Here is a 25538-nt window from a genome sequence, read left to right as displayed (position 1 = left end):
GCCGCATAGCGGCCCCACTCGACAGCCGGCCTGGCCACGGCTGAACTACCGACCTATTGTGCCGTCAGACAGCCCAGGCGAGTCTCATTGCTCGCTAGCATCGCACTCTCCCTGTAAACTGCGGGGGTTTTTCTCCCCCTTTCCATTTCGGAGCCATACATGTCCCGCGTTACCCTGAGTCGCTATCTGATTGAGCAGACCCGCAGCAACAATACCCCTGCCGATCTGCGCTTCCTGATCGAAGTGGTGGCGCGCGCGTGCAAAGAGATCAGCCACCACGTGTCCAAAGGCGCCCTGGGCGGCGTACTGGGCAGCATGGGCACCGAGAACGTTCAAGGTGAAGTGCAGAAGAAGCTCGACGTGATCTCCAACGATATCCTGCTGGAGGCCAACGAGTGGGGCGGCCACCTGGCCGGCATGGCTTCCGAAGAAATGGACAACGCCTACCAGATCCCGGGCAAGTACCCTAAAGGCGCCTACCTGCTGGTCTTCGACCCACTGGACGGTTCGTCGAACATCGACGTCAACGTCTCGGTCGGCACCATCTTCTCGGTACTGCGTTGCCCCAACGAGTACCTGAGCCAGAACGAAACCCTCAACGAAAACGCCTTCCTGCAGCCAGGCACCGAGCAGGTCGCCGCCGGTTATGCCATCTACGGCCCGCAGACCATGCTGATCCTGACCCTGGGCAATGGCGTCAAGGGCTTCACCCTGGACCGTGAGCTGGGCAGCTTCGTGCTGACTCACGAGAACATCCAGGTACCGGCAACCACCGCCGAGTTCGCCATCAACATGTCCAACCAGCGTCACTGGGAAGCCCCGGTGCAGCGCTACGTCGATGAGCTGCTGGCCGGTGAGACTGGCCCGCTGAAAAAGAACTACAACATGCGCTGGATCGCCTCGATGGTAGCCGACGTGCACCGCATCCTGACCCGTGGCGGTCTGTTCATGTACCCGCGCGACGCTCGCGACCCGAGCAAGCCGGGCAAGCTGCGCCTGATGTACGAGGCCAACCCGATGTCGTTCATCATCGAACAGGCTGGCGGCGCATCCACCAATGGTTACGATCGTATCCTCGACATTCAGCCACAAAGCCTGCACGAGCGCGTGTCGGTCATTCTGGGCTCGAAGGAAGAGGTCGAGCGCGTCACCGCGTATCACAAGGAGTAAGTCATGCTCGCACCTTGGCAGCCGTTGTTGGAGTGGTGGTTCGGTTGGGGCACCAGCCCCCAGGCCGTGGCTGACGAGAAGAGCACGCTGTGGTTCGGCAAGCATCACGATGCCGAAGCTCAGGCGCTGTTTGGCGAGCTTGTCGAGCATGCCCTGGCGGGTGGGCTCGACGAGTGGCAGCAGAGCCCGCAAGGCTGGCTCGGCCTGCTGATCCTGCTGGACCAGCTGCCGCGCATGATCCACCGCGACACGTCGCGGGCCTTCGAGGGCGACCGGCGTGCCCAGGTGGTGGCCATGCAGGGCCTGCAGAAAGGCTGGGATTACCAGCTGCTGCCGATCCAGCGAGTGTTTGTGCTGCTGGTGCTGGAGCATGCCGAGGTGCTGGACTGGCAGAACCTGTGCGTCGAGCGTTACCAGGTACTGCTGGACGAGCAGCCCGAGGCCCATCGGCGCTTGTTCGAGGGGTTCCTCGACTATGCCGAGCAGCACCAGCGGGTGATTGCCCGGTTCGGGCGCTTCCCGCACCGCAACCTGATGCTGGAACGGCCGAGTACCAGTGAAGAGATGGACTTTTTGCTGGAGCCTGGGTCCAGGTTCTGAGATTCATCGGCCTGCCACGCAGCCCTGACGTAGCAAAAAACCGCCCCTGCACCCGCAGCGGCGGTTTTTTTTACGCCGCCATTGGCTACCCGACCAATGGTGTAGGTGGAAAGGGGGGAGGGCAGGGAACCAGGGAGGGATTTTCTCGTCGAAGGTCACTGCAGGCCACTCGCCTGTATCCCCTGTCCAGGAGTGTCCTCATGTCGTTGCGTTCCCTCGCCCTGTTGTCCTTGTGCGTCGTTCTGACCGCGTGCAGCAAGATCAACCAGGAAAACTATTCCAAGCTCAAGGCCGGCATGAACAAGGCCGAGGTCGAGCAACTGCTCGGCACGCCTGCCGAGTGCTCTGGCGCGCTGGGCATGAGCAGCTGTACCTGGGGGGACGAGAAGAGCTTCATCAGCGTGCAGTACGCGGCTGACAAGGTGCTGATGTATTCAGGGCAGGGCCTTAAATGAGGCGTCTGCACCTGCTGCTGGGGTTATGCCTGGTGATGCTGCTGGGCGGCTGCGCCAGCTCTGCGCATGACCCGCTGGCACCGAAAACCGCCGGTAACGTCGACCTCAAGCGCTACCAGGGCAAATGGTATGAGCTGGCGCGCTTGCCGATGCGCTATCAGCAAGGCTGCGAGCAGTCCGAGGCCCACTACAACCTCAAATCTGACGGCTCCTACGGCGTGCTCAACCGCTGCCGTACCCTGGGTGATGAATGGTTGCGCGCAGAAGGGCATGCCAACATCCAGGAGCCTGGGCATACCGACAAGCTGTGGGTCGAGTTCGACAACTGGTTCACCCGCCTGGTACCGGGCGTGGCCAGGGGTGAGTACTGGATTCTCTACGTGGACGAGCGTTACCACACGGCGATCGTCGGCAGCCCGGACCGCAAGTACCTGTGGATCTTGTCGCGCACGCCAAGCCTGCCGGCCTGGCAGCGCGAGAGTTTGCTGTCCAAGGCGCGGCAGCAGGGTTATGACACCAGCCGGCTGATCTGGCGCACGGCTGACCAGCAGATCGTCAAGAGCCATTGACCCCGCACGCGCTTGCATGTGGTGGTGTGTGTAGGAGCGGCCTTGCGTCGCGAAAGGGGCGCGCCAGCGGCCCCAGGCTTTAGCGTCGCCGCTGGTATCGATGGGGCCGCTTTGCGGCCCTTTTCGCGACGCAAGGCCGCTCCTACACACACACGGTCAACCCAGCAGTTGGCGCAAGACCTCGACAAACGCCTGTGCGCTTTCCCCTTCCTGGGCATGCCGCCCCTGGCGCACGACCCACTGGCCGTTGACCATCACATCGCGCACCTGGCGGTCGCCGCCTGCGAACAACCAGCGATTGAGAATGGCATCGCCATCTGCCGTGGCGATGTACGGGTCTTGACCATCGAGCACCAGCCAGTCGGCCCGCTTGCCCACCGCCAGTTCACCGACCGCCTGGCCAAGCGCCTGGGCACCGCCGCTCAAGGCTGCGTCATACAGCGTGCGCCCGACCATCGGCTGGTCACCGCGGTACAGCCGGTTGCGCCGCTGATCGCGTAAGCGCTGGCCATACTCCAGCCAGCGCAGTTCTTCCACCACGCTGAGCGACACATGGCTGTCCGAGCCAATGCCCATGCGCCCACCTTGCGCCAGGTAATCCACCGCCGGGAAGATACCGTCGCCCAGGTTGGCCTCGGTGGTCAGGCACAGCCCCGCGACCGCACCACTGCGGGCCATGGTGGCAACTTCATCGGTTTCGGCGTGGGTGGCGTGAACCAGGCACCAGCGCGCGTCCACCTCGACATGCTCGTACAGCCACTGCAACGGGCGCAGGCCACTCCAGGCCAGGCAATCGTCGACTTCCTTCTGTTGTTCGGCAATGTGGATATGCACCGGGCTATTTGGGTTGCCGGCTTCCAGCACGCTGGCGATCTGCCTTGGGGTGACTGCGCGCAGCGAGTGGAAGCACAGGCCCAGTTGCTGTGCCGGCTGCGCGCCCAGCAGTGGCGCGAGTTGTTCCTGCAGGCGCAGGTACTGCTCGGTAGAGTTGATGAAACGCCGTTGCCCTTCGGTGGGCGCCTGGCCGCCGAAGCCTGCGTGGCTGTACAGCACGGGCAGCAAGGTCAGGCCAATGCCGCTGCTGGCTGCTGCGGCGCTGATGCGCCGGGACAGCTCGGCGGGGTCGGCGTAGGCCTTGCCTGCCGAGTCGTGGTGCACATAGTGGAATTCGGCCACCGAGGTGTAGCCGGCCTTGAGCATCTCGATATACAGCTGGCGGGCGATGACCTGCAACTGCTCTGGGGTGATCTGGCCAACCAGGCGATACATCAGGTCGCGCCAGGTCCAGAAGCTGTCGTTGGGGTTGCCCGCCACTTCCGCCAACCCTGCCATCGCCCGTTGGAAGGCATGCGAGTGCAGGTTGGGCATGCCGGGTAGCAGCGGCCCGGCCAGCCGTTCGGCACCGTCGGCCGAAGCGCCGGGCTCGATGCGGGTCATGTTGCCATCGCTGGCGACCTCGATTCGGACATTGCTGGCCCAGCCATTGGGCAGCAGGGCGCGTTCGGCGAAGTAGGCGGACATCGGTGAAATCCTGTTATTGTTAACTTGTATATACATATACAGGTGTTTGCCTGCCGGGTAAACTGCGGCAAGCTACCGCTCATTCAATCGCACAAGGATCCAACGCCGTGCCGACACCTCCTGTCTCCGCGCTGGTTGCCCAGATGGGCGAGGGCCCGGCGCCGCTGTACGCGCGGGTCAAACAGATGATCATCCAGCAGATCGACAACGGCAGCTGGCCGCCCCATCACCGGGTCCCTTCAGAAAGCGAGCTGGTCAGCCAACTGGGCTTCAGCCGCATGACCATCAACCGCGCCCTGCGTGAGCTCACGGCCGAAGGGCTGTTGGTGCGCATGCAAGGGGTCGGTACCTTCGTCGCCGAACCCAAGAGCCGTTCGGCGCTGTTCGAAGTCAACAACATCGCCGACGAGATTGCCGGGCGTGGCCACCAGCATAGCTGCCAGGTGGTCATCCTCGCCGAGGAGGCCGCCGGCTCCGAGCGTGCCCTGGCGCTGGACATGCGCGAAGGCCAGCGGGTGTTCCATTCGCTGATCGTGCATTACGAAAATGGCATACCGGTGCAAATCGAGGACCGCTACGTCAATGCGGCGATCGCGCCCGATTACCTCAAGCAGGACTTCACCCGGCAAACGCCTTACGCCTACCTGTCCCAGGTCGCGCCGCTGACCGAGGGTGAGCACGTGGTCGAGGCGATTCTGGCCGAGCCGCACGAGTGCCAGCTGCTGCAGATCGAGCGGGGCGAGCCTTGCCTGCTGATTCGCCGCCGCACCTGGTCCGGCCGCCAGCCGGTCACAGCCGCGCGGTTGATCCACCCCGGTTCCCGTCATCGCCTGGAAGGACGATTCAGCAAATGAGCCAATTGCAGGTGTTGCGTGCGCAGGGCTACCCGCGCATGCCGTGGAAGAACGGGGGCGGCTTCACCGAGGAAATCACCCGCGACAGCGGCGAAGGCCTCGAAGGGTTCGGCTGGCGCCTGTCGATTGCCGATATCGAAGAGTCTGGCGGTTTCTCGTCGTTCGCCGGTTACCAGCGGATCATCACGGTGCTGCAGGGCGATGGCATGCGCCTGCTGGTCGACGGGCAGGCCAGCCGGCCGCTGTTGCCATACGACGCGTTTGCCTTCGCAGGCGAGAGCCAGGTCAGTTGCAAGCTGCTGGGTGGGGCGATTCGTGATTTCAACCTGATCTACTCGCCACAGCGCTATCGCGCGCGCTTGCAGTGGTTCGATGGCACCACCCGGCTGTTCAGTTCGGCGTCGACGGTGTTGTTGTTCGCCGCCAGCAATCAGGTCGAGGTGCAGTTGGCAGGGGGTGAGGTGCAGCGGCTGGGGTTGCATGACTGCTTGCGGCTTGAGGGTAACGACGCGCTGGTGGGGTTGGAGGTTCAGGGGCGGTTTTGCCTGATCGAACTGATTTCACGTTGAGATAGCCGGGGCCGCAACGCGGCCCCAGCTTTTTCTGGTTACCAGCGCAGAGGTCCAATTATTTTGGTTGTCCATGCTTGTACATACAAGTAAAGGTGTGTTTGTATATTGCCCACGACACATCTGCCCGCGGACGACCGCAGAGGACCCTTCCCGTGACCGACAACAACAAATACCGTGACGTTGAAATCCGTGCCCCACGTGGCAACAAGCTGACCGCCAAAAGCTGGCTGACTGAAGCGCCGCTGCGCATGCTGATGAACAACCTCGATCCGCAGGTCGCGGAAAACCCCAAGGAGCTGGTGGTCTACGGCGGTATCGGCCGGGCCGCCCGCAACTGGGCCTGCTACGACAAGATCGTCGAGACCCTGACCCGCCTGGAAGACGACGAAACCCTGCTGGTGCAGTCGGGCAAGCCGGTCGGCGTGTTCAAGACCCACAGCAACGCCCCGCGCGTGCTGATCGCCAACTCCAACCTGGTGCCGCACTGGGCCAACTGGGAACACTTCAACGAACTGGATGCCAAGGGCTTGGCCATGTACGGCCAGATGACCGCCGGCAGTTGGATCTACATCGGTAGCCAGGGCATCGTCCAGGGTACCTATGAAACCTTCGTCGAAGCCGGCCGCCAGCACTACGGTGGCAGCCTCAAAGGCAAGTGGGTACTGACCGCAGGCCTGGGCGGCATGGGCGGTGCCCAGCCACTGGCCGCGACCCTGGCCGGTGCCTGCTCGCTGAACATCGAATGCCAGCAGAGCCGCATCGATTTCCGCCTCGAAACCCGCTATGTCGACGAGCAGGCCACCGACCTCGACGACGCCCTGGCGCGCATCGCCAAGTACACCGCCGAAGGCAAGGCCATCTCCATCGCCCTGCACGGCAACGCCGCTGAAGTGCTGCCGGAGCTGGTCAAACGTGGCGTGCGCCCAGACATGGTCACCGACCAGACCAGCGCCCACGACCCGCTTAACGGCTACCTGCCGGCCGGCTGGACCTGGGAGCAGTACCGCGACCGTGCGCAGACCGAACCGGCTGCCGTGGTCAAGGCCGCCAAGCAGTCCATGGCCGTGCACGTGCAAGCCATGCTCGACTTCCAGAAGCAAGGCATCCCGACCTTCGACTACGGCAACAACATTCGCCAGATGGCCAAGGAAGAGGGCGTGGCCAACGCCTTCGACTTCCCTGGCTTCGTGCCGGCCTATATCCGCCCGCTGTTCTGCCGCGGCGTGGGTCCGTTCCGCTGGGCCGCGCTGTCTGGTGAGGCCGACGACATCTACAAGACCGATGCCAAGGTCAAAGAACTGATCCCCGACGACGCCCACCTGCACCGCTGGCTGGACATGGCCCGCGAGCGCATCAGCTTCCAGGGCCTGCCAGCGCGTATCTGCTGGGTCGGCCTGGGCCTTCGCGCCAAACTGGGCCTGGCGTTCAACGAAATGGTACGCAGCGGCGAGCTGTCGGCGCCGATCGTCATCGGCCGCGACCACCTGGACTCCGGTTCGGTATCGAGCCCCAACCGTGAAACCGAAGCCATGCGTGACGGCTCCGACGCTGTCTCCGACTGGCCGCTGCTCAACGCCCTGCTCAACACCGCCAGCGGCGCCACCTGGGTTTCGCTGCACCACGGCGGCGGTGTAGGCATGGGCTTCTCGCAGCATTCGGGCATGGTCATCGTCTGTGACGGCACCGATGAAGCCGCCGAGCGCATCGCCCGCGTGCTGACCAACGACCCGGCCACCGGTGTCATGCGCCACGCCGACGCCGGCTACGACATCGCCGTCGACTGCGCCAAAGAGCAAGGCCTTGACCTGCCAATGATCACGGGCTGATCGCTGCACTTTGAGTGATACTGAACAACAAGAAGGGGCCTGCGGGCCCCGACAGAATGGAGTAGCGAAGTGACCGAACTGACCCTCAAGCCTGGCACCCTGACCCTGGCCCAGCTGCGCGCGATCCACGCCGCACCCGTGCGCCTGCGCCTGGATGCCAGCGCCGACCAGCCGATCAACGACAGCGTTGCCTGCGTCGAACAGATTCTTGCCGAAGACCGTACCGCCTACGGCATCAACACCGGTTTCGGCCTGCTGGCTTCGACCCGCATTGCCAGCCATGACCTGGAAAACCTGCAGCGTTCGCTGGTGCTGTCCCACGCCGCCGGCATCGGCGCGCCGCTGGACGACGACCTGGTGCGGCTGATCATGGTGCTCAAGATCAACAGCCTCAGCCGTGGTTTCTCCGGCATTCGCCGCAAGGTGATCGATGCGCTGATCGCCCTGGTCAACGCCGAAGTCTACCCACACATTCCGCTCAAAGGCTCGGTCGGTGCGTCCGGCGACCTGGCACCGCTGGCGCACATGTCGCTGGTGCTGCTCGGCGAAGGCAAGGCGCGTTACCAGGGCCAATGGCTGTCGGCCACTGAAGCGCTGGCCGTTGCCGGCCTGGAGCCACTGACCCTGGCCGCCAAAGAGGGCCTGGCCCTGCTCAACGGCACCCAGGCCTCCTCGGCCTACGCCTTGCGCGGGCTGTTCTACGCCGAAGACCTGTACGCCGCCGCCATTGCCTGCGGTGGCCTGACCGTGGAAGCGGCGCTGGGCTCGCGTTCGCCGTTCGATGCACGGGTGCATGCCGTGCGTGGCCAGCGTGGCCAGATCGACACCGCCGCCTGCTTCCGCGACCTGCTGGGCGAGTCCAGCGAAGTGTCGCAGTCGCACAAGAACTGCGACAAGGTCCAGGACCCGTACTCGCTGCGCTGCCAGCCGCAGGTCATGGGCGCCTGCCTGACCCAGTTGCGCCAGGCTGCCGAAGTGCTCGGCGTCGAGGCCAACGCGGTGTCGGACAACCCGCTGGTGTTCGCTGCCGAAGGCGACGTGATCTCGGGCGGCAACTTCCACGCCGAACCGGTGGCCATGGCTGCTGACAACTTGGCCCTGGCCATCGCCGAAATCGGCTCGCTCAGCGAGCGCCGCATCTCGCTGATGATGGACAAGCACATGTCCCAGCTGCCGCCGTTCCTGGTGGAAAACGGTGGGGTCAACTCTGGCTTCATGATTGCCCAGGTGACCGCTGCCGCATTGGCCAGCGAGAACAAGGCCCTGTCGCACCCTCACAGCGTCGACAGCCTGCCCACTTCGGCCAACCAGGAAGACCACGTGTCGATGGCCCCGGCCGCCGGCAAGCGCTTGTGGGAAATGGCCGAGAACACCCGTGGCGTGCTGGCCATCGAATGGCTGGGCGCCTGCCAGGGCCTGGACCTGCGCAAGGGGCTGAAGACCTCGGCCAAGCTGGAGCAGGCACGCCGAGCGCTGCGCAGCGAAGTGCCGCACTACGACCGCGACCGGTTCTTTGCGCCGGATATCGAGAAGGCCGTCGAGCTGCTGGCTAAAGGCAGCCTGAGCGGGCTGCTGCCAGCTGGGGTTCTGCCTAGCCTGTGATGCCTCTGGGGCCGCCTTGCGGCCCATTCGCGGGGCAAGCCCGCGCCCACACAGAGCTGAACCTGTTGGGGGCGGGCTTGACCCGTGAAAGGGCTGCAACGCGGCCCCTCGATCTCACGACCACAAAAACAAAATTAGGACGTGACATGCAACAAGCTCAAGGTCTTAAGCGCGGGCTGTCGGCCCGACACATCCGTTTCATGGCGCTCGGCTCCGCTATCGGTACCGGGCTTTTCTACGGTTCTGCCTCGGCCATCCAGATGGCCGGCCCAGCAGTGCTGCTGGCCTACCTGATCGGCGGCGCCGCCGTGTTCATGGTCATGCGCGCCCTTGGCGAGATGGCCGTGCACAACCCGGTCGCCGGCTCCTTCGGGCACTACGCCACCACCTACCTCGGCCCCATGGCCGGCTTCATCCTCGGTTGGACCTACGCCTTCGAGATGGTCATCGTCGCCATCGCCGACGTGACGGCCTTCGGTATCTACATGGGCTTCTGGTTCCCTGAAGTGGCCCGCTGGATCTGGGTGCTGGGCATCGTCTTCCTGATCGGCGGCCTGAACCTGTGCAACGTCAAGGTGTTCGGCGAGATGGAATTCTGGCTGTCGCTGCTCAAGGTCGGCGCCATCGTCGCGATGATCCTTGCCGGCCTCGGCATCATGGCCTTCGGCTTCAGCCAGGTCGGCACCGGGCATGCGGTCGGGTTGAGCAACCTGGTCGAGCACGGCGGCTTCATGCCTAATGGTGTCGGTGGCCTGATCGCCTCCTTCGCAGTGGTCATGTTCGCCTTCGGTGGTATCGAAATCATCGGCGTCACTGCCGGTGAGGCCAAGGACCCACAACGGGTCATTCCCAAGGCCATCAATGCCGTGCCGCTGCGTATCCTGCTGTTCTACGTGCTGACCCTGTTCGTGCTGATGTGCCTGTACCCGTGGCCGCAAATCGGCAGCGAAGGCAGCCCGTTCGTGCAGATCTTCAGCAACCTGGGGATTGGTTCGGCGGCGGCAGTGCTCAACGTCGTGGTGATTTCCGCTGCCATTTCGGCCATCAACAGCGACATTTTCGGCGCGGGCCGCATGATGTACGGCCTGGCCCAGCAAGGCCACGCGCCACGCGGGTTCAGCAAGCTGTCCCGGCACGGTGTGCCTTGGATGACCGTGGTGGTGATGGGCGCGGCGCTGCTGATCGGCGTGGTGCTCAACTACCTGATCCCCGAAAACGTGTTCCTGCTGATTGCCTCGATCGCCACCTTCGCCACCGTGTGGGTGTGGTTGATGATCCTGCTCACCCAGGTGGCCATGCGCCGCAGCATGAGCCGCGAGGAAGCCGCCCAGCTGAAGTTCCCGGTACCGTTCTGGCCCTATGGCCCAGCCATGGCCATCGCGTTCATGGTGTTCATCTTTGGCGTGCTCGGTTACTTCCCGGACACTCAGGCAGCCTTGCTGGTGGGTGTGGTCTGGGTGGTGTTCCTGGTCGCGTCCTACCTGCTGTGGTGCAAGCCGCGGGCAGGGCAGGGCAAAGCGGCCCAGGCGCAGGCCGAGCTGCACCGCTAGTACAGGAGATTGCAAATGAGAACCCTCTGGCAGCACTGCCATGTGGCAACCATGGTCGACGGCCGTTACTCGATCATCGAGGACGCGGCGATCGTCACCTGCGACGGGCTGATCGAATGGATCGGCCCACGCAGCGCGCTGCGGCCGGTCGAAGTGGAGCGCACGGTGAACCTGGGCAATGCCTGGGTCACCCCCGGGCTGATCGACTGCCACACTCACGCGGTGTTTGGCGGCAACCGCAGCGGCGAGTTCGAGCAGCGTCTGCAGGGCGTGAGCTATGCCGAAATCGCCGCGCAAGGCGGCGGCATCGCCAGTACCGTGCGGGCCACCCGAGCGGCCAGCGAGGATGAGCTGTTCGCCAGTGCCCGCCAGCGGGTTCAGGCGTTGATGCGTGATGGCGTGACCACCCTCGAGGTCAAGTCCGGCTATGGCCTGGACCTGGCCAACGAGCGCAAGATGCTGCGCGTGGCACGGCGCCTGGCCGACGAGTTGCCGCTTGCCGTGCGCGCCACCTGCCTGGCCGCCCACGCCCTGCCGCCGGAGTACGCCGGCAGGGCCGACGACTACATTGCGCACATCTGCGACGAGATGCTGCCTGCCCTGGCCGCAGAAGGGCTGGTGGATGCGGTGGATGCGTTCTGCGAACACCTGGCGTTCTCCCCGGCCCAGGTCGAGCGGGTATTCATCAAGGCGCATGAGCTGGGCCTGCCGGTGAAGCTGCACGCCGAACAGCTGTCGTCGCTGCACGGCTCGAGCCTGGCGGCGCGCTACCAAGCATTGTCGGCCGACCACCTGGAATTCATGACTGAGGAAGACGCCATTGCCATGGCCGCGGCCGGCACGGTCGCCGTGCTGCTGCCGGGCGCCTTCTATTTCCTGCGCGAAACCCAATTGCCGCCGATGGACGCCCTGCGCCGTCACGGTGTGAAGATTGCCCTGGCCAGCGACCTCAACCCGGGCACCTCGCCGGGGTTGTCGCTGCGCCTGATGCTGAACATGGGCTGCACGCTGTTCCGCATGACCCCGGAAGAAGCCCTGGCCGGTGTGACCACCCATGCCGCCACGGCGCTAGGCCTTGGCGACAGCCATGGCACGCTGGAAGCCGGCAAGGTGGCGGACTTTGTCGCCTGGCAGATCGAGCGCCCCGCCGACCTGGCCTACTGGCTGGGTGGCGACCTGCCCAAGCGTGTGGTGCGCAATGGCCACGAGATACTCAACTGAGCGAGGCGAAATGAACAAGGTACTGAGTTTTCACCAGGGCCGTTTACCCCTGCTGATCAGCATGCCCCACGCAGGCCTGCAACTGACCCCAGCGGTGCGCGAGGGCCTGGTCGACCAGGCGCGCAGCTTGCCTGACACCGACTGGCACATTCCGCAGCTCTACGATTTTGCCCGTGAACTGGGCGCCAGCGTGGTGGCGGCGGAGTATTCGCGTTTCGTCATCGACCTCAACCGGCCCGACGACGATAAGCCGTTGTACGTCGGGGCAACCACCGGCTTGTATCCGGCCACGCTGTTCGAAGGGCAGCCCTTGTTCAAAGAAGGGCAGGTGCCCTCTGCCGAAGAGCGCGCGACCTACCTGGAGCAGATCTGGCGGCCGTATCACGACACGATCAGCCAGGAGCTGGCCCGCCTGCGTGAGCAGTTCGGCTATGCGTTGCTGTGGGACGCCCACTCGATTCGCTCGCTGATCCCGCACCTGTTCGACGGCAAGCTTCCGGATTTCAACCTTGGGACTTTCAACGGCGCCAGCTGCGATCCTGAGCTGGCGCAGTTGCTTGCGGGCGTGTGCGCCGAAGCGCCGGCTTACAGCCATGTACTCAACGGGCGTTTCAAGGGCGGCCATATCACCCGCCACTATGGCAACCCTGCCAACCATATCCATGCGGTGCAGTTGGAGCTGGCGCAAAGCACGTACATGGAAGAAAGCGAGCCGTTCGCCTATCGCGAAGACCTGGCGCAACCGACCCAGGCCGTGCTGCGGCGTTTGCTCGAAAGCGTGCTGGCCTGGGGCGTGCAACGCTACGGGAAGTGAGCGCAGGGGGGCGGACTGCACACAGTGGCCGCCCAGGCGAGTGGCTGCCTACTCGGTCGATGAACGGGGCTTGCGATCAGGGTCTGCAAACGATGTGAGTTCGCGAATCAGGCGTAACTCGCGTGTTTGCCTGTTGCGCTCCAATGCCTCGAACTCTTCTGCCAACGAAGAGAGGGGCCTGTCAGGGTATTGGTCCGGTAGTTCGGATACCTGGGTCTGGTACGTGTGCTCGATGTCTGCAAAACGGTCGGCATAGGCTTGGCGCAAGTACTGGACCCAGCGCGGGTTGGCGGCGGCAAAATTCAGGAAATCCTCCGCCAGCTCGCGACGCTGCACTTCCAGCTCGGCATACGCCAACTCATCGATATTGGCATTGATCGCGTAGCGCAAGGTGTCGTTGGGTAGGCCCAGTTCAAGCGGGGCATTCAGTTCACGACGGTAGGTGAGGCGAACCTCCGCTTCATCCCGGTTGGCCGCCTCGCTTTGGGCAACCTCATCCAGGGCCTGCAAGCGATACAGGCGGCGCAGTTCCCGATAAAGGTTGCCCTCGGTATCTGCCGCATCGATCTGCAGGCGCTGGTTGGCGATGTACAGTTCGATGTTCTGGAATACCAGCAGCGCGCCGTCGTGGCAGGTCTGGTCGCCATTGTCCTGCACCAGTGCTTCCCTGGCTTGAAGGTTGAACAACGCAAGGTCTTGCGTGTTGACCACTGCACTGACCAGCACCTTGCGCACACGTTGGCAGAATGACACGCGGGTCTTGCCGTTCTGGTACGGGGCCGCGTTGCGCAGGCGACCGACCAGCGCCAGAAGATGCTCGGCTTCACCTGAACCCTGGAGTGTCTCCCAGCTGTCCCGCAGTGCTTCGTTTTCGAGGTCCGTCGCGAGCAGCCAGTTTTCCACATTGGGTGCATCAGCCATTGGATCCAGGAAGGGTAAGTGGTGGTGGCCGCCCATCCCGCCCTCTCCCGATGACTCGCTCATGCTGTCGGACAGGTCGATGGCAAAGGTATAGCTGCGCTGGCTGTCGGAAGAGGCACGGGCGCGCATGACGGCTTCGTCCGTCAGCGGGTTACTGAACAACAGAATCGAGCTGATGGGGAAGTCGTTATCCAGGTTGGCCAGGATGTGCTCTGGCAGTTCGGTGAGCTGGTTATCACTCAGGTCCAGCATCTCCAGGGGCAGCAGGCCGTCTACCCAGGCCGGCCACTGGTCCAGGGCCATGCTGTTCAGGTCGAGGCGGCGAATCGTTTGCAACGCCTGCGGCGCGTGTGTGATCGTCCCCATGCGGTTGCCCGTGAGGTCCAGTGAATTGAGGTTGGGCAGACCGCCCAGGGTGTCGAGCACCTGCTGGTCGATCAGCAGGTCTGACTGGCGCAGGGCAATGTCGGTCAACCCAGGCAAGCGCAGAAGGGCAGAAGGCAACGTTTGCTCGGCGTGCTGGTATTCGTCGATCGTCAGGCGCGTCACCCGTGCCAACCGGCTCAGCAATGCATCGAACTGTGCGGTTGAGCCGCTGACGCGATCAAGCGCCAGGTTATGTACCTGCGCGGTGAAAAAGGCAGGCAAGCGTCTCGGGAAATGCTCCAGGTCAACATCGTTCAGGCGCAATGCCGCGCGCGTCAGCCCTATCTCCTGGTTATGCCAGAACTCGTTCAGTGCTGCTGCGATACGGGTCCTGGCCGCCATGACCGCCTGGCTGACAGGGGCGGCCGAACTGGAGGCGTTTACATAGTTGTCGATGGCGTCGCGTAGCTGTTGGCGTTGTGCCAATTGGGCGGCCAGGCGCGCTCTGACGTCTTCAGGCTGGTCCATTTCGAAGCGGGAGGCGCGGCCATCTTCGCTCAGCATCACGCGCCTCACCTCATCCTCGAAGAGCGGATTGCCCTGCATCGAGACCAGCGCGTGCTCGGCAATATTGATGTGGTTATCCCGCAGAAAGTGCGGGAGGATCCTGATGTGGTTGTTGCGCAGGCCAATGTGATGCACCTGGGTCAGGGTATTGAACCCCACCCCCTCTGGCCAATGATCCAGTGCCATGTTGTCCAGGCCCAGGTAGTCCAGTGTCAGCTCGTTGAAGCGTGGGGGGTAATGCTCGGAAAACCGGTTGCCGCTCAGGTCCAGGCGTCGCAGCTGAGTGAGCCCTGCCAGGCTGTCGATGTCAGTCGAGGACAGCGAGATATTCTGGTTGGTCAGGCTGAGCGATTCGAGCGCCGGTAGCCGCTGGGCGATCATCGGCAGGCTGAACTGCAGGGCGGAAGGCGTCCCTTCAGGCCGGTAGTTCCGGCTGATCTCCAGCGACCTCAGGTTTGCGAACTGTCGCGTCAGGCTGTCCAGTTGCGGGCCGTGCTGGTTCCAGCCTTCATAGTTTTCGGGTGACGTTTCTATCAGTTGCAGGTCCGTGACGCTGGCGCTGAAAAATTCAGGCAGTTCGAGCGGAAACTGCGCCAAGGACAGGCGTTCAAGGCGAAGCGGCCCGACGGCATCGCTGGCGGTCAGGAATGCGCGGTCATACCAGTGCTGGGAAATGGCGTTCATCAACCGCTCGAAGTCATCCGGGGGCTGATGGGGCATCCGTGCGGCCAGCTGGCGCCAGTCAGCCAGGCGGCTTTGCAGCTGGTTGCGTTGCTCCAGCAGCACGCTGAGCATGTCATCGATCTGGGCGCGGGTCAGGTTTCTGTTTTCCAGCGCCGCCAGGGTCTGTTCGGCGGGGCGAGGAATGGGGGCGTATTGACCAATCTGGCGTATTGAATTGAGCAATGTTTGCCTCGAGATGCTGGCAACGCGCGGGCGATTGCCACCCAGCGGGTAACCCAAGCGACCATCTGCCAGGCGCATTGGCGAGCGAAAGCCCGGGCGCACGCTCTGCATGCCGAGGACCTTGCGCAATGCCGCGCGGGGCAACAGAGGCGCCTGTTGAACCCTGCGTCTGAGCGCCTGCTCATCCTCAACACCCAGCGCCTCACGTTGCTCGGCAGTCAACACTTCGAACAGCGCTCCGGGCAATGAGCTGTGCACCGAAAGCAGATCGTCGGGCCGGGTACTGTCCATGACCACGTAACCCGCACGTGCGCTGATGATCAACGTGGTCGCGGGTACTTCGCTGGCGCCGATGCTGGCGACCTGGGCGGGCGAGCGCTGACGCTGCTCAACGGTGATGGGGGTCTCGGTTGACCAGCCGGGGAGCTGCTCCAGGGTGTGCAAGACCAGTACATCGCTGTCCCAGTTACGCACGCTCTCCAGGTAGAGCCCTTCGTAGGCGCGGTTCAGCCTGACCTGCTGCGCAAGGCAACGAACCTCTTCGGCGAGCCGGGTGGGGACTTTGCCGTGGGCCAGCTCAGCCCGTTCGGAGGGGCTGGCATGGCGCAACAACTCTTCGGTGAGGGGCGCTGGAAGCTGTGGGTAGCGAGATTGGATCACTTCGGCGCCGGGCATCCGGGGTGTGGGCAGCGCTCGATAGTGCCTCTCGAATTCGCTGTGGAGCACGTTCGGCTCAGCCAATTCAGGGCGTTGCTCAAGTGCCTGATAGAGCTTGAAGCGCGACAGGGTGTCTTCCAACTGCGCGGGTAAGCGCTGACTGTCGCACAGCGCCCTGCGCAGCACATCCTCCTGCGTGCCACTTACGCGCAGGATACGCAGTGCAGTCTCATCGTCGAAATGCGCGCCAAGGTGGCCAGCGCGCCTGAACAAGGGCAGTTCTGGCCATTGCTCGGGCCGGTCTGCGGGGAGCAGCCAGGCGCCAGCACCGTTGTGGCGCAGCGGTGGTTCATAGCTGAGTGCCTTGCTGGGGTGCACAAGGCGGTATTCAGTGCTGCCAGGCGCCTGCGTGACGGAGTAGGTGTTGCCTTCGATTGCCAACCAGGCCTTGCCATCATGGTGATACAGGCCGAACTCATCCGCCTGCAGGCCAGCCGGCAGCACGGTGTCATGGGCGAACGGCCGGGCGTCCGGTAACCACAGACGGCTACCGCCATCGGGCATGACCACAGGCTCGAGCTCCTCGATGAACGAGGGCATGTCCACGGGTATCTTCTCGACGGCCGGGGTGCCATCGGCCGCGCCTGTTGCCACGGCCACTGCGGTGAGTGCGACGTTCTCGACGATGTCCATCAGGTAGTCGAGCGCTTGCTCACGATCGCCGTCGGCCCAGTTCTCGATGCCCTCGAAAACCTCGTAGCTGAGTTGAATCAGTGACAGACCAAGCATCAACTGGCCCAGGCCAGGCACGACGAAGGCACCGAGGTTCAAAGCGCCCAATGCCAGTTGGGCAAAGTAGGCCCTGCGCTTTTCGGTGGTTTTTTGATCTTCCTGGGCCGTTGAAACGGCATGGTACGAGGCATCGTCCATGCGCCGTTGGCGTTTCTGGCTGACCAGTTCGTCGAGCAGCGAGCGGTTGAAGGGCTGCAGCGTCACCGCTACCCATGCTTCGGGGTCACGTACGCGGTTGGTCAGCTCACCCTGGTGCGTCGGGGATGGCTGCACACGGCTCCAATCTACCGGTTGCAGGCAGTCGCGTAGTTTTTCCATGAAGGTGGCGCTGTCGCGGGCAGGTACGCCCTGCTGCAGATGGCGGATCTGCATTGCCCACAGTTGCTCGCGCAAGTGCACTTGAACTTCAAGAACAGTGCTGTGCACTTTCAGCGGCACTGGCGCGCCCGGCAGATAGGTTACCAGGACGTTCTTGTACGGAAGGCGAGTTGTATCGTAGCTCAGAAACAACTCGGGAAAAGGCACCACGCCGATCACCAGCGCGCCGGTCACCGACACGTCGAACAGCTTGAGGAACGCCCACCGCATGGGGCTTTCCAGGTAGTGCACCTCGTCGCCCCGGATGAGCTTCAACAAGGCCTCATACAGGGGCAGGTCAAGCATGTTGCTCAGGTAGGCCCTGTGCAGCTCGAGGCGAAAGGCGCATTGCTCAGCCTTGCCAAGCGTCTCGCTTACCGCTGCGCCATCACCCCCGGAGTCCGGCTGGTAGACGGCAGCGAGCAACGCCTGATACTGGCCGCCGATGTCCAGCTCGCGGACTAAGGAGGCAAAAGCCTGCGGGGCTATCTGAACCGGGTTGCCGGTGGGCAGATGCGCCACGAACTGATTGCTGTCGAGCACCACGGACTTCAACGTCTGGCCATCGAGACCGCCAGGCTCGGCTTCGGCCGTTTCAAAATTTTGCAGGGCGCAATGCAGCAGGCTCTGGGTGGCCAGCTTGAACGCCCGCTGGGCAGCGGTGAACGGGTCTGCACCCATGCTTGCCTGATAGGCTTCGGCCTTGCCGGCGTTGAACAGGTAGGTCCGGGTGACATCCAGCGCCAGGCCGAAGCGCGCTTCGATGGCCGAGGTCAGCTGTTCCCTGGCGAATGTCTCCAGGTCGGGAAGGGCTTTGAACAGTGCGTTTGCGTCGCTGCTGGCGTGCCTATAGGCCTCATATTCCCTGGCCAGCTTGCGGGCATCAGCCGGTTGCTCCTGGCAAGCCTTGGCAAACCAGGGGGCTGGGGTGTTCAGTGCTGTGCGCATGTGCTGATGAGTGGCAGGCGTGGTACTGACCATCCAGGCTGGGATTTTACCCTCGATCAGGGCCTGAGGATGGGAAGTGTCATCGCTGGCGTCGGGAAGGTGAGTCATTGGCTAGCCTCGCTTGATAAAGCAGCGAGGCTAGCCAGCGTGGCCTGTGGCATGTGCATAACATGATCTGAGCACAGACACATGCTCTAAGCGCAATTCAGGTTTATGATGCCAAACGGCAGACTTAATCCTCACACGGAGTGCGCAATGCAGACCCTCTACCCGCAGATCAAACCCTACGCCCGGCACGATCTGGCCGTGGAAGCGCCGCATGTGCTGTATGTCGATGAAAGCGGCTCGCCTGAAGGTCTGCCGGTGGTGTTCATCCACGGTGGCCCGGGTGCCGGTTGTGATGCCCAGAGCCGTTGCTACTTCGACCCCAACCTGTACCGTATCATCACCTTCGACCAGCGTGGCTGTGGCCGCTCCACGCCGCACGCGAGCCTGGAGAACAACACCACCTGGCACCTGGTCGAGGACCTGGAGCGTATCCGCAAGCACCTGGGCATCGACAAGTGGGTGCTTTTTGGTGGTTCGTGGGGGTCGACCCTGGCCCTGGCCTACGCCCAGACCCACCCTGAGCGCGTGCATGGCCTGATCCTGCGCGGCATCTTCCTGTGCCGCCCGCAGGAGATCGAGTGGTTCTACCAGGAAGGCGCCAGCCGCCTGTTCCCCGACTACTGGCAGGACTACATTGCACCGATCCCGCCTGAAGAGCGCGGTGACCTGGTCAAGGCCTTCCACAAGCGCCTGACCGGCAACGACCAGATCGCCCAGATGCACGCCGCCAAGGCCTGGTCCACCTGGGAGGGCCGCACCGCTACGCTGCGCCCCAACCCGCTGGTGGTCGACCGCTTCTCCGAGCCGCAGCGCGCGCTGTCGATTGCCCGCATCGAATGCCACTATTTCATGAACAATGCCTTCCTCAAGCCGGACCAGCTGATCCGCGACATGCCGAAGATCGCCCACCTGCCGGCGGTGATCGTGCATGGCCGCTACGATGTGATCTGCCCGCTGGACAACGCCTGGGCGCTGCACCAGGCCTGGCCCAACAGCGAGCTGAAGGTCATTCGCGATGCTGGCCACGCGGCCTCTGAGCCGGGCATCACCGATGCCCTGGTGCGCGCTGCCGAGCAGATGGCCCGTCGCCTGCTCGACCTGCCCCTGGAAGAAGCGTGAGGGGGCTGCTACAGCGTGTGCGTGGCGCACGGGTAGAGGTTGCCGGGGAGGTCGTCGGTGCCATCGACCATGGCCTGTTGGTGTTGGTGGCGGTCGAGCCTGAAGATTCCCGCGAATCGGCCGATAAGCTGCTGCACAAGCTGCTTAACTATCGGGTGTTCAGCGATGAGCAGGGCAAGATGAACCTGTCGCTCAAGGATGTCGGCGGCGGTTTGTTGCTGGTGTCCCAGTTCACGCTGGCGGCAGATACCCGCAACGGCATGCGGCCGAGCTTCTCGACGGCGGCGCCACCGGCCCTCGGCGCCGAGCTGTTCGACTATCTTTTAGAACAGGCGAAGGGCAAGCACGCCGATGTGGCGAGTGGGCGATTTGGCGCAGACATGCAGGTGCAACTGGTCAATGATGGCCCCGTAACATTTATGTTACAAATGTGAGGCTAAAAAACCCCTTGTTTGTAGGAAAACAAGGGGTTTTGTACGATAAATAGTTAGTCCAGCCTGATGCGTTGTCACGCGACCTGCTGGATAATCGCGCGCTGCATGGACCTGCGTTCGCAGGTTCGTTTCACTCTGACTCGAGTATTGTCTGGATCCGTTTGGGGAATCATTGCGCCCTTACGGGGTCCGAACAGTGCTCGCCAACCCGGCATTTGTAGCTGGCCGTTGGTTTCATGATCTGTTTTCGGCGAGGGTTGCTCGTGATTGTTAGTCCCCATAAAGCATCAAGAATCCCCGGCATTCGGCTACGCAAGGCCCTGATGGCCAGCGTGGCACTGGTCGGCCTGATGAGCGCGGGCCAGCTGTGGGCATTCAATCTTGACGATGTTGCAGCCAAGGCAAAGGATCTGGCCGGCCAGAAGTACGAAGCACCGAAGAGCAATCTGCCGGCAGTCTTCCGCGACATGAAGTTCGCCGACTACCAGAAGATTCACTTCCTGCAGGAAAAGGCCGAGTGGGCCAAGGACAAGACCCCCTTCAAGCTGTCCTTCTATCACCAGGGCATGCATTTCGACACCCCGGTGAAAATCAACGAAGTCACCGCCTCCAAGGTCGAGGAAATCAAGTACGACCCGAGCCGTTTCGAGTTCGGTGACGTGCCGCACGACCCGGAAACCACCAAGAACCTGGGCTATGCCGGTTTCCGCGTGCTTTACCCGATCAACAAGGCCGACAAGCAGGACGAGATCATGACCCTGCTTGGCGCCAGCTACTTCCGCGTGGTCGGCAAGGGCCATGTATATGGCCTGTCGGCCCGTGGCCTGGCCATCGACACCGCGCTGCCGTCGGGTGAAGAGTTCCCGCGGTTCACCGAGTTCTGGGTCGAGAAGCCAAAGCCTGCCGACAAGCACCTGGTGATCTATGCCCTGCTGGACTCGCCGCGCTCCACCGGTGCCTACAAACTGACCCTGCGTCCGGGCAGCGACACCGTGGTCGACGTCAAGTCGCGGGTCTACCTGCGTGATCACGTCAGCCGCCTGGGCATCGCACCGCTCACCAGCATGTACCTGTTCGGCCCTAACCAGCCGTCCAAGGTCATGAACTACCGCCCGGCCCTGCACGATTCCGAAGGCCTGTCGATCCATGCCGGTAACGGCGAGTGGCTGTGGCGCCCGCTGAACAACCCGAAACACCTGGCTGTCAGCAACTTCAGCGTCGAGAACCCGCGTGGTTTCGGCCTGATGCAGCGTCATCGCGACTTCAAGGACTATGAAGACCTCGACGACAACTACCAGAAGCGTCCAAGCGCCTGGATCGAGCCCAAGGGCGACTGGGGCAAGGGCACCGTCGACCTGGTTGAAATCCCGACCGCCGACGAGACCAACGACAACATCGTGGCGTTCTGGAGCCCCGAGGCCCTGCCAGAGCCTGGCAAGCCGTTCGAGTACGACTACCGCCTGCACTGGACCATCAACGAGGCCCAGTTCCAGGCCCAGGACGTGGCCTCGGTCACCCAGACCCTGCGCTCCACCGGTGACGTCAAACAGTCCAACCTGATTCGTCAGCCTGACGGCAGCGTGGCGTTCATCGTCGACTTCGCTGGTGCCAACCTGGCCGCCCTGCCGGAAGACACCGCAGTACGCAGCCAGATCAGCGTCGGCGACAATGCCGAGGTGGTCGAGAACAACCTGCGCTATAACCCAGAGAGCAAGGGCTGGCGCCTGACCCTGCGGCTGAAGGTCAAGGAAGCCAACAAATCGACGGAAATGCGCGCTGCGCTGGTTCGCGACGTGCCTGTCGAACCCGCCAAGCCTGCTACCAAGGACGCCAAGCAGGACAAGGCCGCTGCCAAGCACGCCAAGGCCGAGAAAAACGCCAAGGCCGAACAACCTGCCGCCGACGCGGCGTCCACCAACGGGACCCCGGCCACCACCGAACAAGTGCTGACCGAGACCTGGAGCTATCAGTTGCCTGCCGATGAGTAACTCAAGCGCAAGGCCGGAATCGCTTGGCGAATACCTGGCCCACCTCCCACTGAGCGATGAGCAGCGCGCGGAACTCGCCAGCTGCACCTCGTTCGGTGAGCTGCACCAACGCCTGGCGGCCAACCCGGCCGCCAACGCCGCCGAGGCCGTGCAGGCTTCGGTGGGCCCGCGGCTGACCGTGGGCAGCGCCGCCGAGCTTGAAGAAGCCGAAATGCTCGGCGTCGACGGCAGCGGCCGGCTGTGCCTGAAAATCGCACCGCCGATCAAGCGCACCCGCGTGGTGCCCGAGCCATGGCGCACCAACGTGCTGATCCGCATGTGGCGGCGCATGACCGGGCGCACCAACGCGCCGCAGCCAGAGCAGCGCGAGCTGCCCAAGGCCCGCTGGCGCACGGTTGGTTCGATCCGCCGCTATATTTTGCTGACCCTGATGATCGGCCAGACCATCGTCGCCGGCTGGTACATGAAGGGCATCTTGCCGTATCAGGGCTGGTCGTTCGTCGACCTCGACGAGATCGTCAACCAGTCGCTGTGGGAAACCGTCGTGCAGGTGTGGCCGTATGCCCTGCAGACCTCCATCCTGATTCTCTTCGGCATCCTGTTCTGTTGGGTGTCGGCGGGCTTCTGGACGGCGCTGATGGGCTTCCTTGAGCTGCTCACCGGGCGCGACAAGTACCGCATTTCCGGCAGCAGTGCCGGCAGTGAGCCGATCGCGCCCGAGGCACGTACCGCGCTGGTCATGCCCATCTGCAACGAAGATGTGCCGCGGGTGTTCGCAGGCCTGAGGGCGACGTTCGAATCGGTAGCCGCCAGCGGCAACCTCGACCGTTTCGACTTCTTCGTGCTCAGCGACACCAACGACACCGACATTGCCGTCGCCGAGCAACAGGCCTGGCTGGACGTGTGCCGCGAAACCAAGGGCTTCGGCCGCATCTTCTATCGCCGCCGTCGGCGCCGGGTGAAGCGCAAGAGCGGCAACCTCGACGACTTCTGCCGTCGCTGGGGCGGCGAGTACAAGTACATGGTCGTGCTCGACGCCGACAGCGTCATGAGCGGCGAGTGCCTGAGCAGCCTGGTGCGCCTGATGGAGGCCAACCCGGACGCCGGCATCATCCAGACCGCGCCCAAGGCGTCCGGCATGGACACCCTGTATGCGCGCATGCAGCAATTCGCCACCCGTGTGTACGGCCCGCTGTTCACCGCCGGCCTGCACTTCTGGCAGCTGGGCGAGTCGCACTACTGGGGCCACAACGCGATCATCCGCATGAAGCCGTTCATCGAGCACTGCGCCCTGGCGCCGTTGCCGGGCAAGGGCGCCTTCGCCGGTGCCATCCTCTCCCACGACTTCGTCGAAGCCGCGCTGATGCGCCGTGCCGGCTGGGGCGTGTGGATCGCCTATGACCTGCCGGGTAGTTACGAAGAGTTGCCGCCGAACCTGCTCGACGAGCTCAAGCGTGACCGCCGCTGGTGCCACGGCAACCTGATGAACTTCCGCCTGTTCCTGGTCAAGGGCATGCACCCGGTGCACCGTGCGGTGTTCCTCACCGGCGTGATGTCGTACCTGTCGGCGCCGTTGTGGTTCTTCTTCCTGGTGCTGTCGACCGCGCTGCTGGCGACCAACACGCTGATGGAGCCGCAATACTTCATCGAACCGTACCAGCTTTACCCGCTGTGGCCTCAGTGGCACCCGGAAAAAGCCGTTGCGCTGTTCTCCACCACCATCGTGCTGCTGTTCCTGCCCAAGCTGCTGAGCATCATCCTGATCTGGGCCAAGGGCGCCACCGAGTTTGGCGGGCGTATCAAGGTCACCCTGTCGATGCTGATGGAGATGCTGTTCTCCATGCTGCTGGCGCCGGTCCGGATGATCTTCCACACCCGCTTCGTGCTGGCCGCGTTCCTCGGCTGGGCCGCGACCTGGAACTCGCCGCAGCGTGACGACGACTCCACGCCGTGGAGCGAGGCCGTGCGCCGCCATGGCCCGCAGACCCTGCTGGGCTTTGCCTGGGCAGCGCTGGTTGCCTGGCTGAACCCGAGCTTCCTGTGGTGGTTGGCGCCGATCGTGGGTTCGCTGGTGCTGTCGATCCCGGTGTCGGTGATCTCCAGCCGCACCCGCCTGGGCCTGGCGGCCAAGGACGAGAAGCTGTTCCTGATCCCTGAGGAATACGCAACGCCGCAGGAGCTGCTGGCTACTGACCAGTACACCCACGAGAACCGTTGGCATGCCCTGCACGACGGTTTTGTGCGGGCAGTGGTCGACCCGCGGCAGAATGCCCTGGCCTGCGCCATGGCGACGGCTCGCCACGGCCAGGCTGCAGCGATCGAAGCGCTGCGTGCCGAGCGTGTGGCCAAGGCGCTGGACGTTGGGCCGCAGGGGCTGGACCTGAATACCCGCCTGGCCTTGCTGAGCGACCCGGTCGCCTTGGCGCGCCTGCATGATCGGGTCTGGGCCGAGCACAACGCTGCCTGGATCGATGTGTGGCGTGCTTCGATCAACAACGACCCGCATTCGCCGTTGTTGCCGTTGCATCCAGAGAATGAAGGCCAGCCGGCACTCGTCGGCGCCTGATCCATAGCATTCGCGGGGCAAGCCCGCTCCCACTGCGACTTCACAGTGCTTCAATGCTGTGCTGTCCCTGTGGGAGCGGGCTTGCCCCGCGAAGCTTCAGACCGGCCATGCAATCGATTTTGGCCAACAAAGTCCCCCCCGGCGCTAGGTCCCTGAGCCGCCATGCGTTAGCATCCGTCTCCGATAGACACTTCGGCCAGTACGGCCGTGCCAACAATAAGATTTGCTTCTTTTCTTGCTAGGGGACTTGGTGATGATCAAGAAATACCTTTCGCGACTGCTGGTCGGTGTTACCGCCCTGGTCGCCGTCTCGGCAGCCCAGGCTGGCGCCATCGAAGACGCGGTCAAGCGCGGCACCCTGAAAGTGGGCATGGACCCAACCTACATGCCGTTCCAGATGACCAACAAGCGTGGCGAGATCATCGGCTTCGAGGTCGATATCCTCAAAGCCATGGCCAAGTCCATGGGCGTCAAGCTGGAGACCGTCTCCACCGCCTATGACGGCATCATCCCGGCCCTGCTGACCAACAAGTTCGACATGATCGGCAGCGGCATGACCCTGACCCAGGAACGCAACCTGCGCCTGAACTTCAGCGAACCCTTCATTGTGGTCGGCCAGACCTTGCTGATCCGCAAGGACCTGGCGGGCGAGATCAAGACCTACAAAGACCTGAACAACGAGAAGTACCGCATCACCTCCAAGCTCGGCACCACCGGCGAGATGGTTTCCAAGAAGTTGATCGCCAAAGCCAAGTACCACGGCTATGACAACGAGCAGGAAGCGGTGATGGACGTGGTCAACGGCAAGGCCGACGCCTTCGTCTACGATGCCCCCTACAACGTGGTGGCGGTGGAGAAGGCCGGCGCTGGCAAGCTGCTGTTCCTCGAAGAACCCTTCACCTACGAGCCGCTGGCATTCGGCCTGAAGAAAGGCGACTACGACAGCATCAACTTCATCAACAACTTCCTGCACCAGATCAAGCATGACGGGACCTACGATCGTATCCACGACAAGTGGTTCAAGAACAAGGACTGGCTGAAGGAAATGGAATAAG

The 25538-nt window shown here is 63.4% G+C and carries 18 protein-coding genes; 16 read left to right on the top strand and 2 right to left on the bottom strand.

What is annotated here, in order from left to right:
- Window positions 1–159: 159 nt before the first annotated feature.
- The 4 genes from CKW22_RS05965 to CKW22_RS05950 all read left to right on the top strand — a co-directional run bounded on the left by CKW22_RS05965 (window position 160) and on the right by CKW22_RS05950 (window position 2794).
- Window positions 160–1170, top strand: a complete 1011-nt coding sequence (locus tag CKW22_RS05965; RefSeq protein ID WP_033701958.1) for a class 1 fructose-bisphosphatase — start codon at window positions 160–162, stop codon at window positions 1168–1170.
- A 3-nt stretch (window positions 1171–1173) separates the two neighbouring features.
- A complete protein-coding gene (locus CKW22_RS05960; protein WP_033701957.1) occupies window positions 1174–1770 on the top strand; it encodes a DUF924 family protein in 597 nt (198 codons plus the stop codon).
- A 200-nt stretch (window positions 1771–1970) separates the two neighbouring features.
- Window positions 1971–2225 (top strand): outer membrane protein assembly factor BamE, encoded by a 255-nt coding sequence (gene bamE, locus CKW22_RS05955; protein WP_008094623.1) that lies wholly within the window; start codon window positions 1971–1973, stop codon window positions 2223–2225.
- Entirely contained in the window at window positions 2222–2794 is a 573-nt protein-coding gene (locus CKW22_RS05950; RefSeq protein WP_033701956.1) for a lipocalin family protein, read from the top strand. Before bamE ends, CKW22_RS05950 begins: the two co-directional genes overlap by 4 nt.
- Window positions 2795–2950: 156 nt before the next feature.
- On the opposite strand, the gene CKW22_RS05945 is transcribed toward CKW22_RS05950, so the two are convergent.
- Window positions 2951–4315: a formimidoylglutamate deiminase gene (locus CKW22_RS05945; protein WP_033701955.1), complete on the bottom strand. Its 1365-nt coding sequence runs from the start codon at window positions 4313–4315 to the stop codon at window positions 2951–2953.
- Window positions 4316–4458: 143 nt separating this feature from the next.
- Here CKW22_RS05945 and hutC point away from each other — a divergent pair, with 143 nt between their 5' ends.
- The 7 genes from hutC (at window position 4459) to hutG (ending at window position 12754) form a co-directional block, all read left to right on the top strand.
- Window positions 4459–5169 (top strand): histidine utilization repressor, encoded by a 711-nt coding sequence (gene hutC / locus CKW22_RS05940; protein WP_177326481.1) that lies wholly within the window; start codon window positions 4459–4461, stop codon window positions 5167–5169.
- Complete coding sequence (locus CKW22_RS05935) at window positions 5166–5738, top strand: HutD family protein (RefSeq protein WP_033701953.1); 573 nt, start codon at window positions 5166–5168, stop codon at window positions 5736–5738. The genes hutC and CKW22_RS05935 overlap by 4 nt, the downstream gene beginning before the upstream one ends.
- 155 nt (window positions 5739–5893) lie before the next feature.
- Window positions 5894–7567: a urocanate hydratase gene (hutU, locus tag CKW22_RS05930; protein WP_033701952.1), complete on the top strand. Its 1674-nt coding sequence runs from the start codon at window positions 5894–5896 to the stop codon at window positions 7565–7567.
- A 69-nt stretch (window positions 7568–7636) separates the two neighbouring features.
- The gene (gene hutH / locus CKW22_RS05925) at window positions 7637–9169 is read left to right on the top strand and encodes a histidine ammonia-lyase (RefSeq protein WP_033701951.1); all 1533 of its coding nucleotides are present in this window, start codon (window positions 7637–7639) and stop codon (window positions 9167–9169) included.
- Window positions 9170–9315: 146 nt separating this feature from the next.
- On the top strand, window positions 9316–10719 hold the full coding sequence (locus CKW22_RS05920) for an amino acid permease (RefSeq protein WP_095063898.1): 1404 nt from the start codon (window positions 9316–9318) through the stop codon (window positions 10717–10719).
- A 15-nt stretch (window positions 10720–10734) separates the two neighbouring features.
- Entirely contained in the window at window positions 10735–11940 is a 1206-nt protein-coding gene (gene hutI, locus CKW22_RS05915; protein ID WP_095063897.1) for an imidazolonepropionase, read from the top strand.
- Window positions 11941–11950: 10 nt separating this feature from the next.
- Complete coding sequence (gene hutG, locus CKW22_RS05910) at window positions 11951–12754, top strand: N-formylglutamate deformylase (RefSeq protein ID WP_095063896.1); 804 nt, start codon at window positions 11951–11953, stop codon at window positions 12752–12754.
- Window positions 12755–12802: 48 nt separating this feature from the next.
- Here the strand turns inward: hutG and CKW22_RS05905 are convergent, their stop codons facing one another.
- Window positions 12803–18376: a dermonecrotic toxin domain-containing protein gene (locus CKW22_RS05905; RefSeq protein WP_095063895.1), complete on the bottom strand. Its 5574-nt coding sequence runs from the start codon at window positions 18374–18376 to the stop codon at window positions 12803–12805.
- Between the two features lie 147 nt (window positions 18377–18523).
- Here CKW22_RS05905 and pip point away from each other — a divergent pair, with 147 nt between their 5' ends.
- From pip to CKW22_RS05880, 5 genes are all read left to right on the top strand, one after another.
- A complete protein-coding gene (gene pip / locus CKW22_RS05900) occupies window positions 18524–19495 on the top strand; it encodes a prolyl aminopeptidase (RefSeq protein WP_033701946.1) in 972 nt (323 codons plus the stop codon).
- Window positions 19492–19929, top strand: a complete 438-nt coding sequence (gene dtd / locus CKW22_RS05895) for a D-aminoacyl-tRNA deacylase (protein ID WP_033701945.1) — start codon at window positions 19492–19494, stop codon at window positions 19927–19929. Before pip ends, dtd begins: the two co-directional genes overlap by 4 nt.
- Window positions 19930–20192: 263 nt before the next feature.
- Window positions 20193–21917: a glucan biosynthesis protein G gene (locus CKW22_RS05890; RefSeq protein WP_201773246.1), complete on the top strand. Its 1725-nt coding sequence runs from the start codon at window positions 20193–20195 to the stop codon at window positions 21915–21917.
- Entirely contained in the window at window positions 21910–24483 is a 2574-nt protein-coding gene (mdoH, locus tag CKW22_RS05885; protein WP_033701943.1) for a glucans biosynthesis glucosyltransferase MdoH, read from the top strand. The genes CKW22_RS05890 and mdoH overlap by 8 nt, the downstream gene beginning before the upstream one ends.
- Window positions 24484–24739: 256 nt before the next feature.
- Entirely contained in the window at window positions 24740–25537 is a 798-nt protein-coding gene (locus CKW22_RS05880; RefSeq protein WP_033702583.1) for a transporter substrate-binding domain-containing protein, read from the top strand.
- The last annotated feature ends 1 nt before the right edge of the window (window position 25538 follow it).

The sequence above is a fragment of the Pseudomonas sp. Irchel s3f19 genome (assembly GCF_900187555.1).
In the GTDB taxonomy this organism is placed as follows: Bacteria; Pseudomonadota; Gammaproteobacteria; order Pseudomonadales; family Pseudomonadaceae; genus Aquipseudomonas; species Aquipseudomonas capeferrum.
This window is presented reverse-complemented; position numbering and strand designations above follow the sequence as displayed.

Coding starts and splice junctions, on each gene's coding strand:
- CKW22_RS05950 (WP_033701956.1), top strand. CDS start 2,222: ATGAGGCGTCTGCACCTGCTGCTGGGGTTATGCCTGGTGATGCTGCTG.
- hutG (WP_095063896.1), top strand. CDS start 11,951: ATGAACAAGGTACTGAGTTTTCACCAGGGCCGTTTACCCCTGCTGATC.
- CKW22_RS05945 (WP_033701955.1), bottom strand. CDS start 4,315: ATGTCCGCCTACTTCGCCGAACGCGCCCTGCTGCCCAATGGCTGGGCC.
- mdoH (WP_033701943.1), top strand. CDS start 21,910: ATGAGTAACTCAAGCGCAAGGCCGGAATCGCTTGGCGAATACCTGGCC.
- CKW22_RS05905 (WP_095063895.1), bottom strand. CDS start 18,376: ATGACTCACCTTCCCGACGCCAGCGATGACACTTCCCATCCTCAGGCC.
- CKW22_RS05935 (WP_033701953.1), top strand. CDS start 5,166: ATGAGCCAATTGCAGGTGTTGCGTGCGCAGGGCTACCCGCGCATGCCG.
- pip (WP_033701946.1), top strand. CDS start 18,524: ATGCAGACCCTCTACCCGCAGATCAAACCCTACGCCCGGCACGATCTG.
- hutI (WP_095063897.1), top strand. CDS start 10,735: ATGAGAACCCTCTGGCAGCACTGCCATGTGGCAACCATGGTCGACGGC.
- CKW22_RS05960 (WP_033701957.1), top strand. CDS start 1,174: ATGCTCGCACCTTGGCAGCCGTTGTTGGAGTGGTGGTTCGGTTGGGGC.
- bamE (WP_008094623.1), top strand. CDS start 1,971: ATGTCGTTGCGTTCCCTCGCCCTGTTGTCCTTGTGCGTCGTTCTGACC.
- CKW22_RS05965 (WP_033701958.1), top strand. CDS start 160: ATGTCCCGCGTTACCCTGAGTCGCTATCTGATTGAGCAGACCCGCAGC.
- hutC (WP_177326481.1), top strand. CDS start 4,459: ATGGGCGAGGGCCCGGCGCCGCTGTACGCGCGGGTCAAACAGATGATC.
- CKW22_RS05920 (WP_095063898.1), top strand. CDS start 9,316: ATGCAACAAGCTCAAGGTCTTAAGCGCGGGCTGTCGGCCCGACACATC.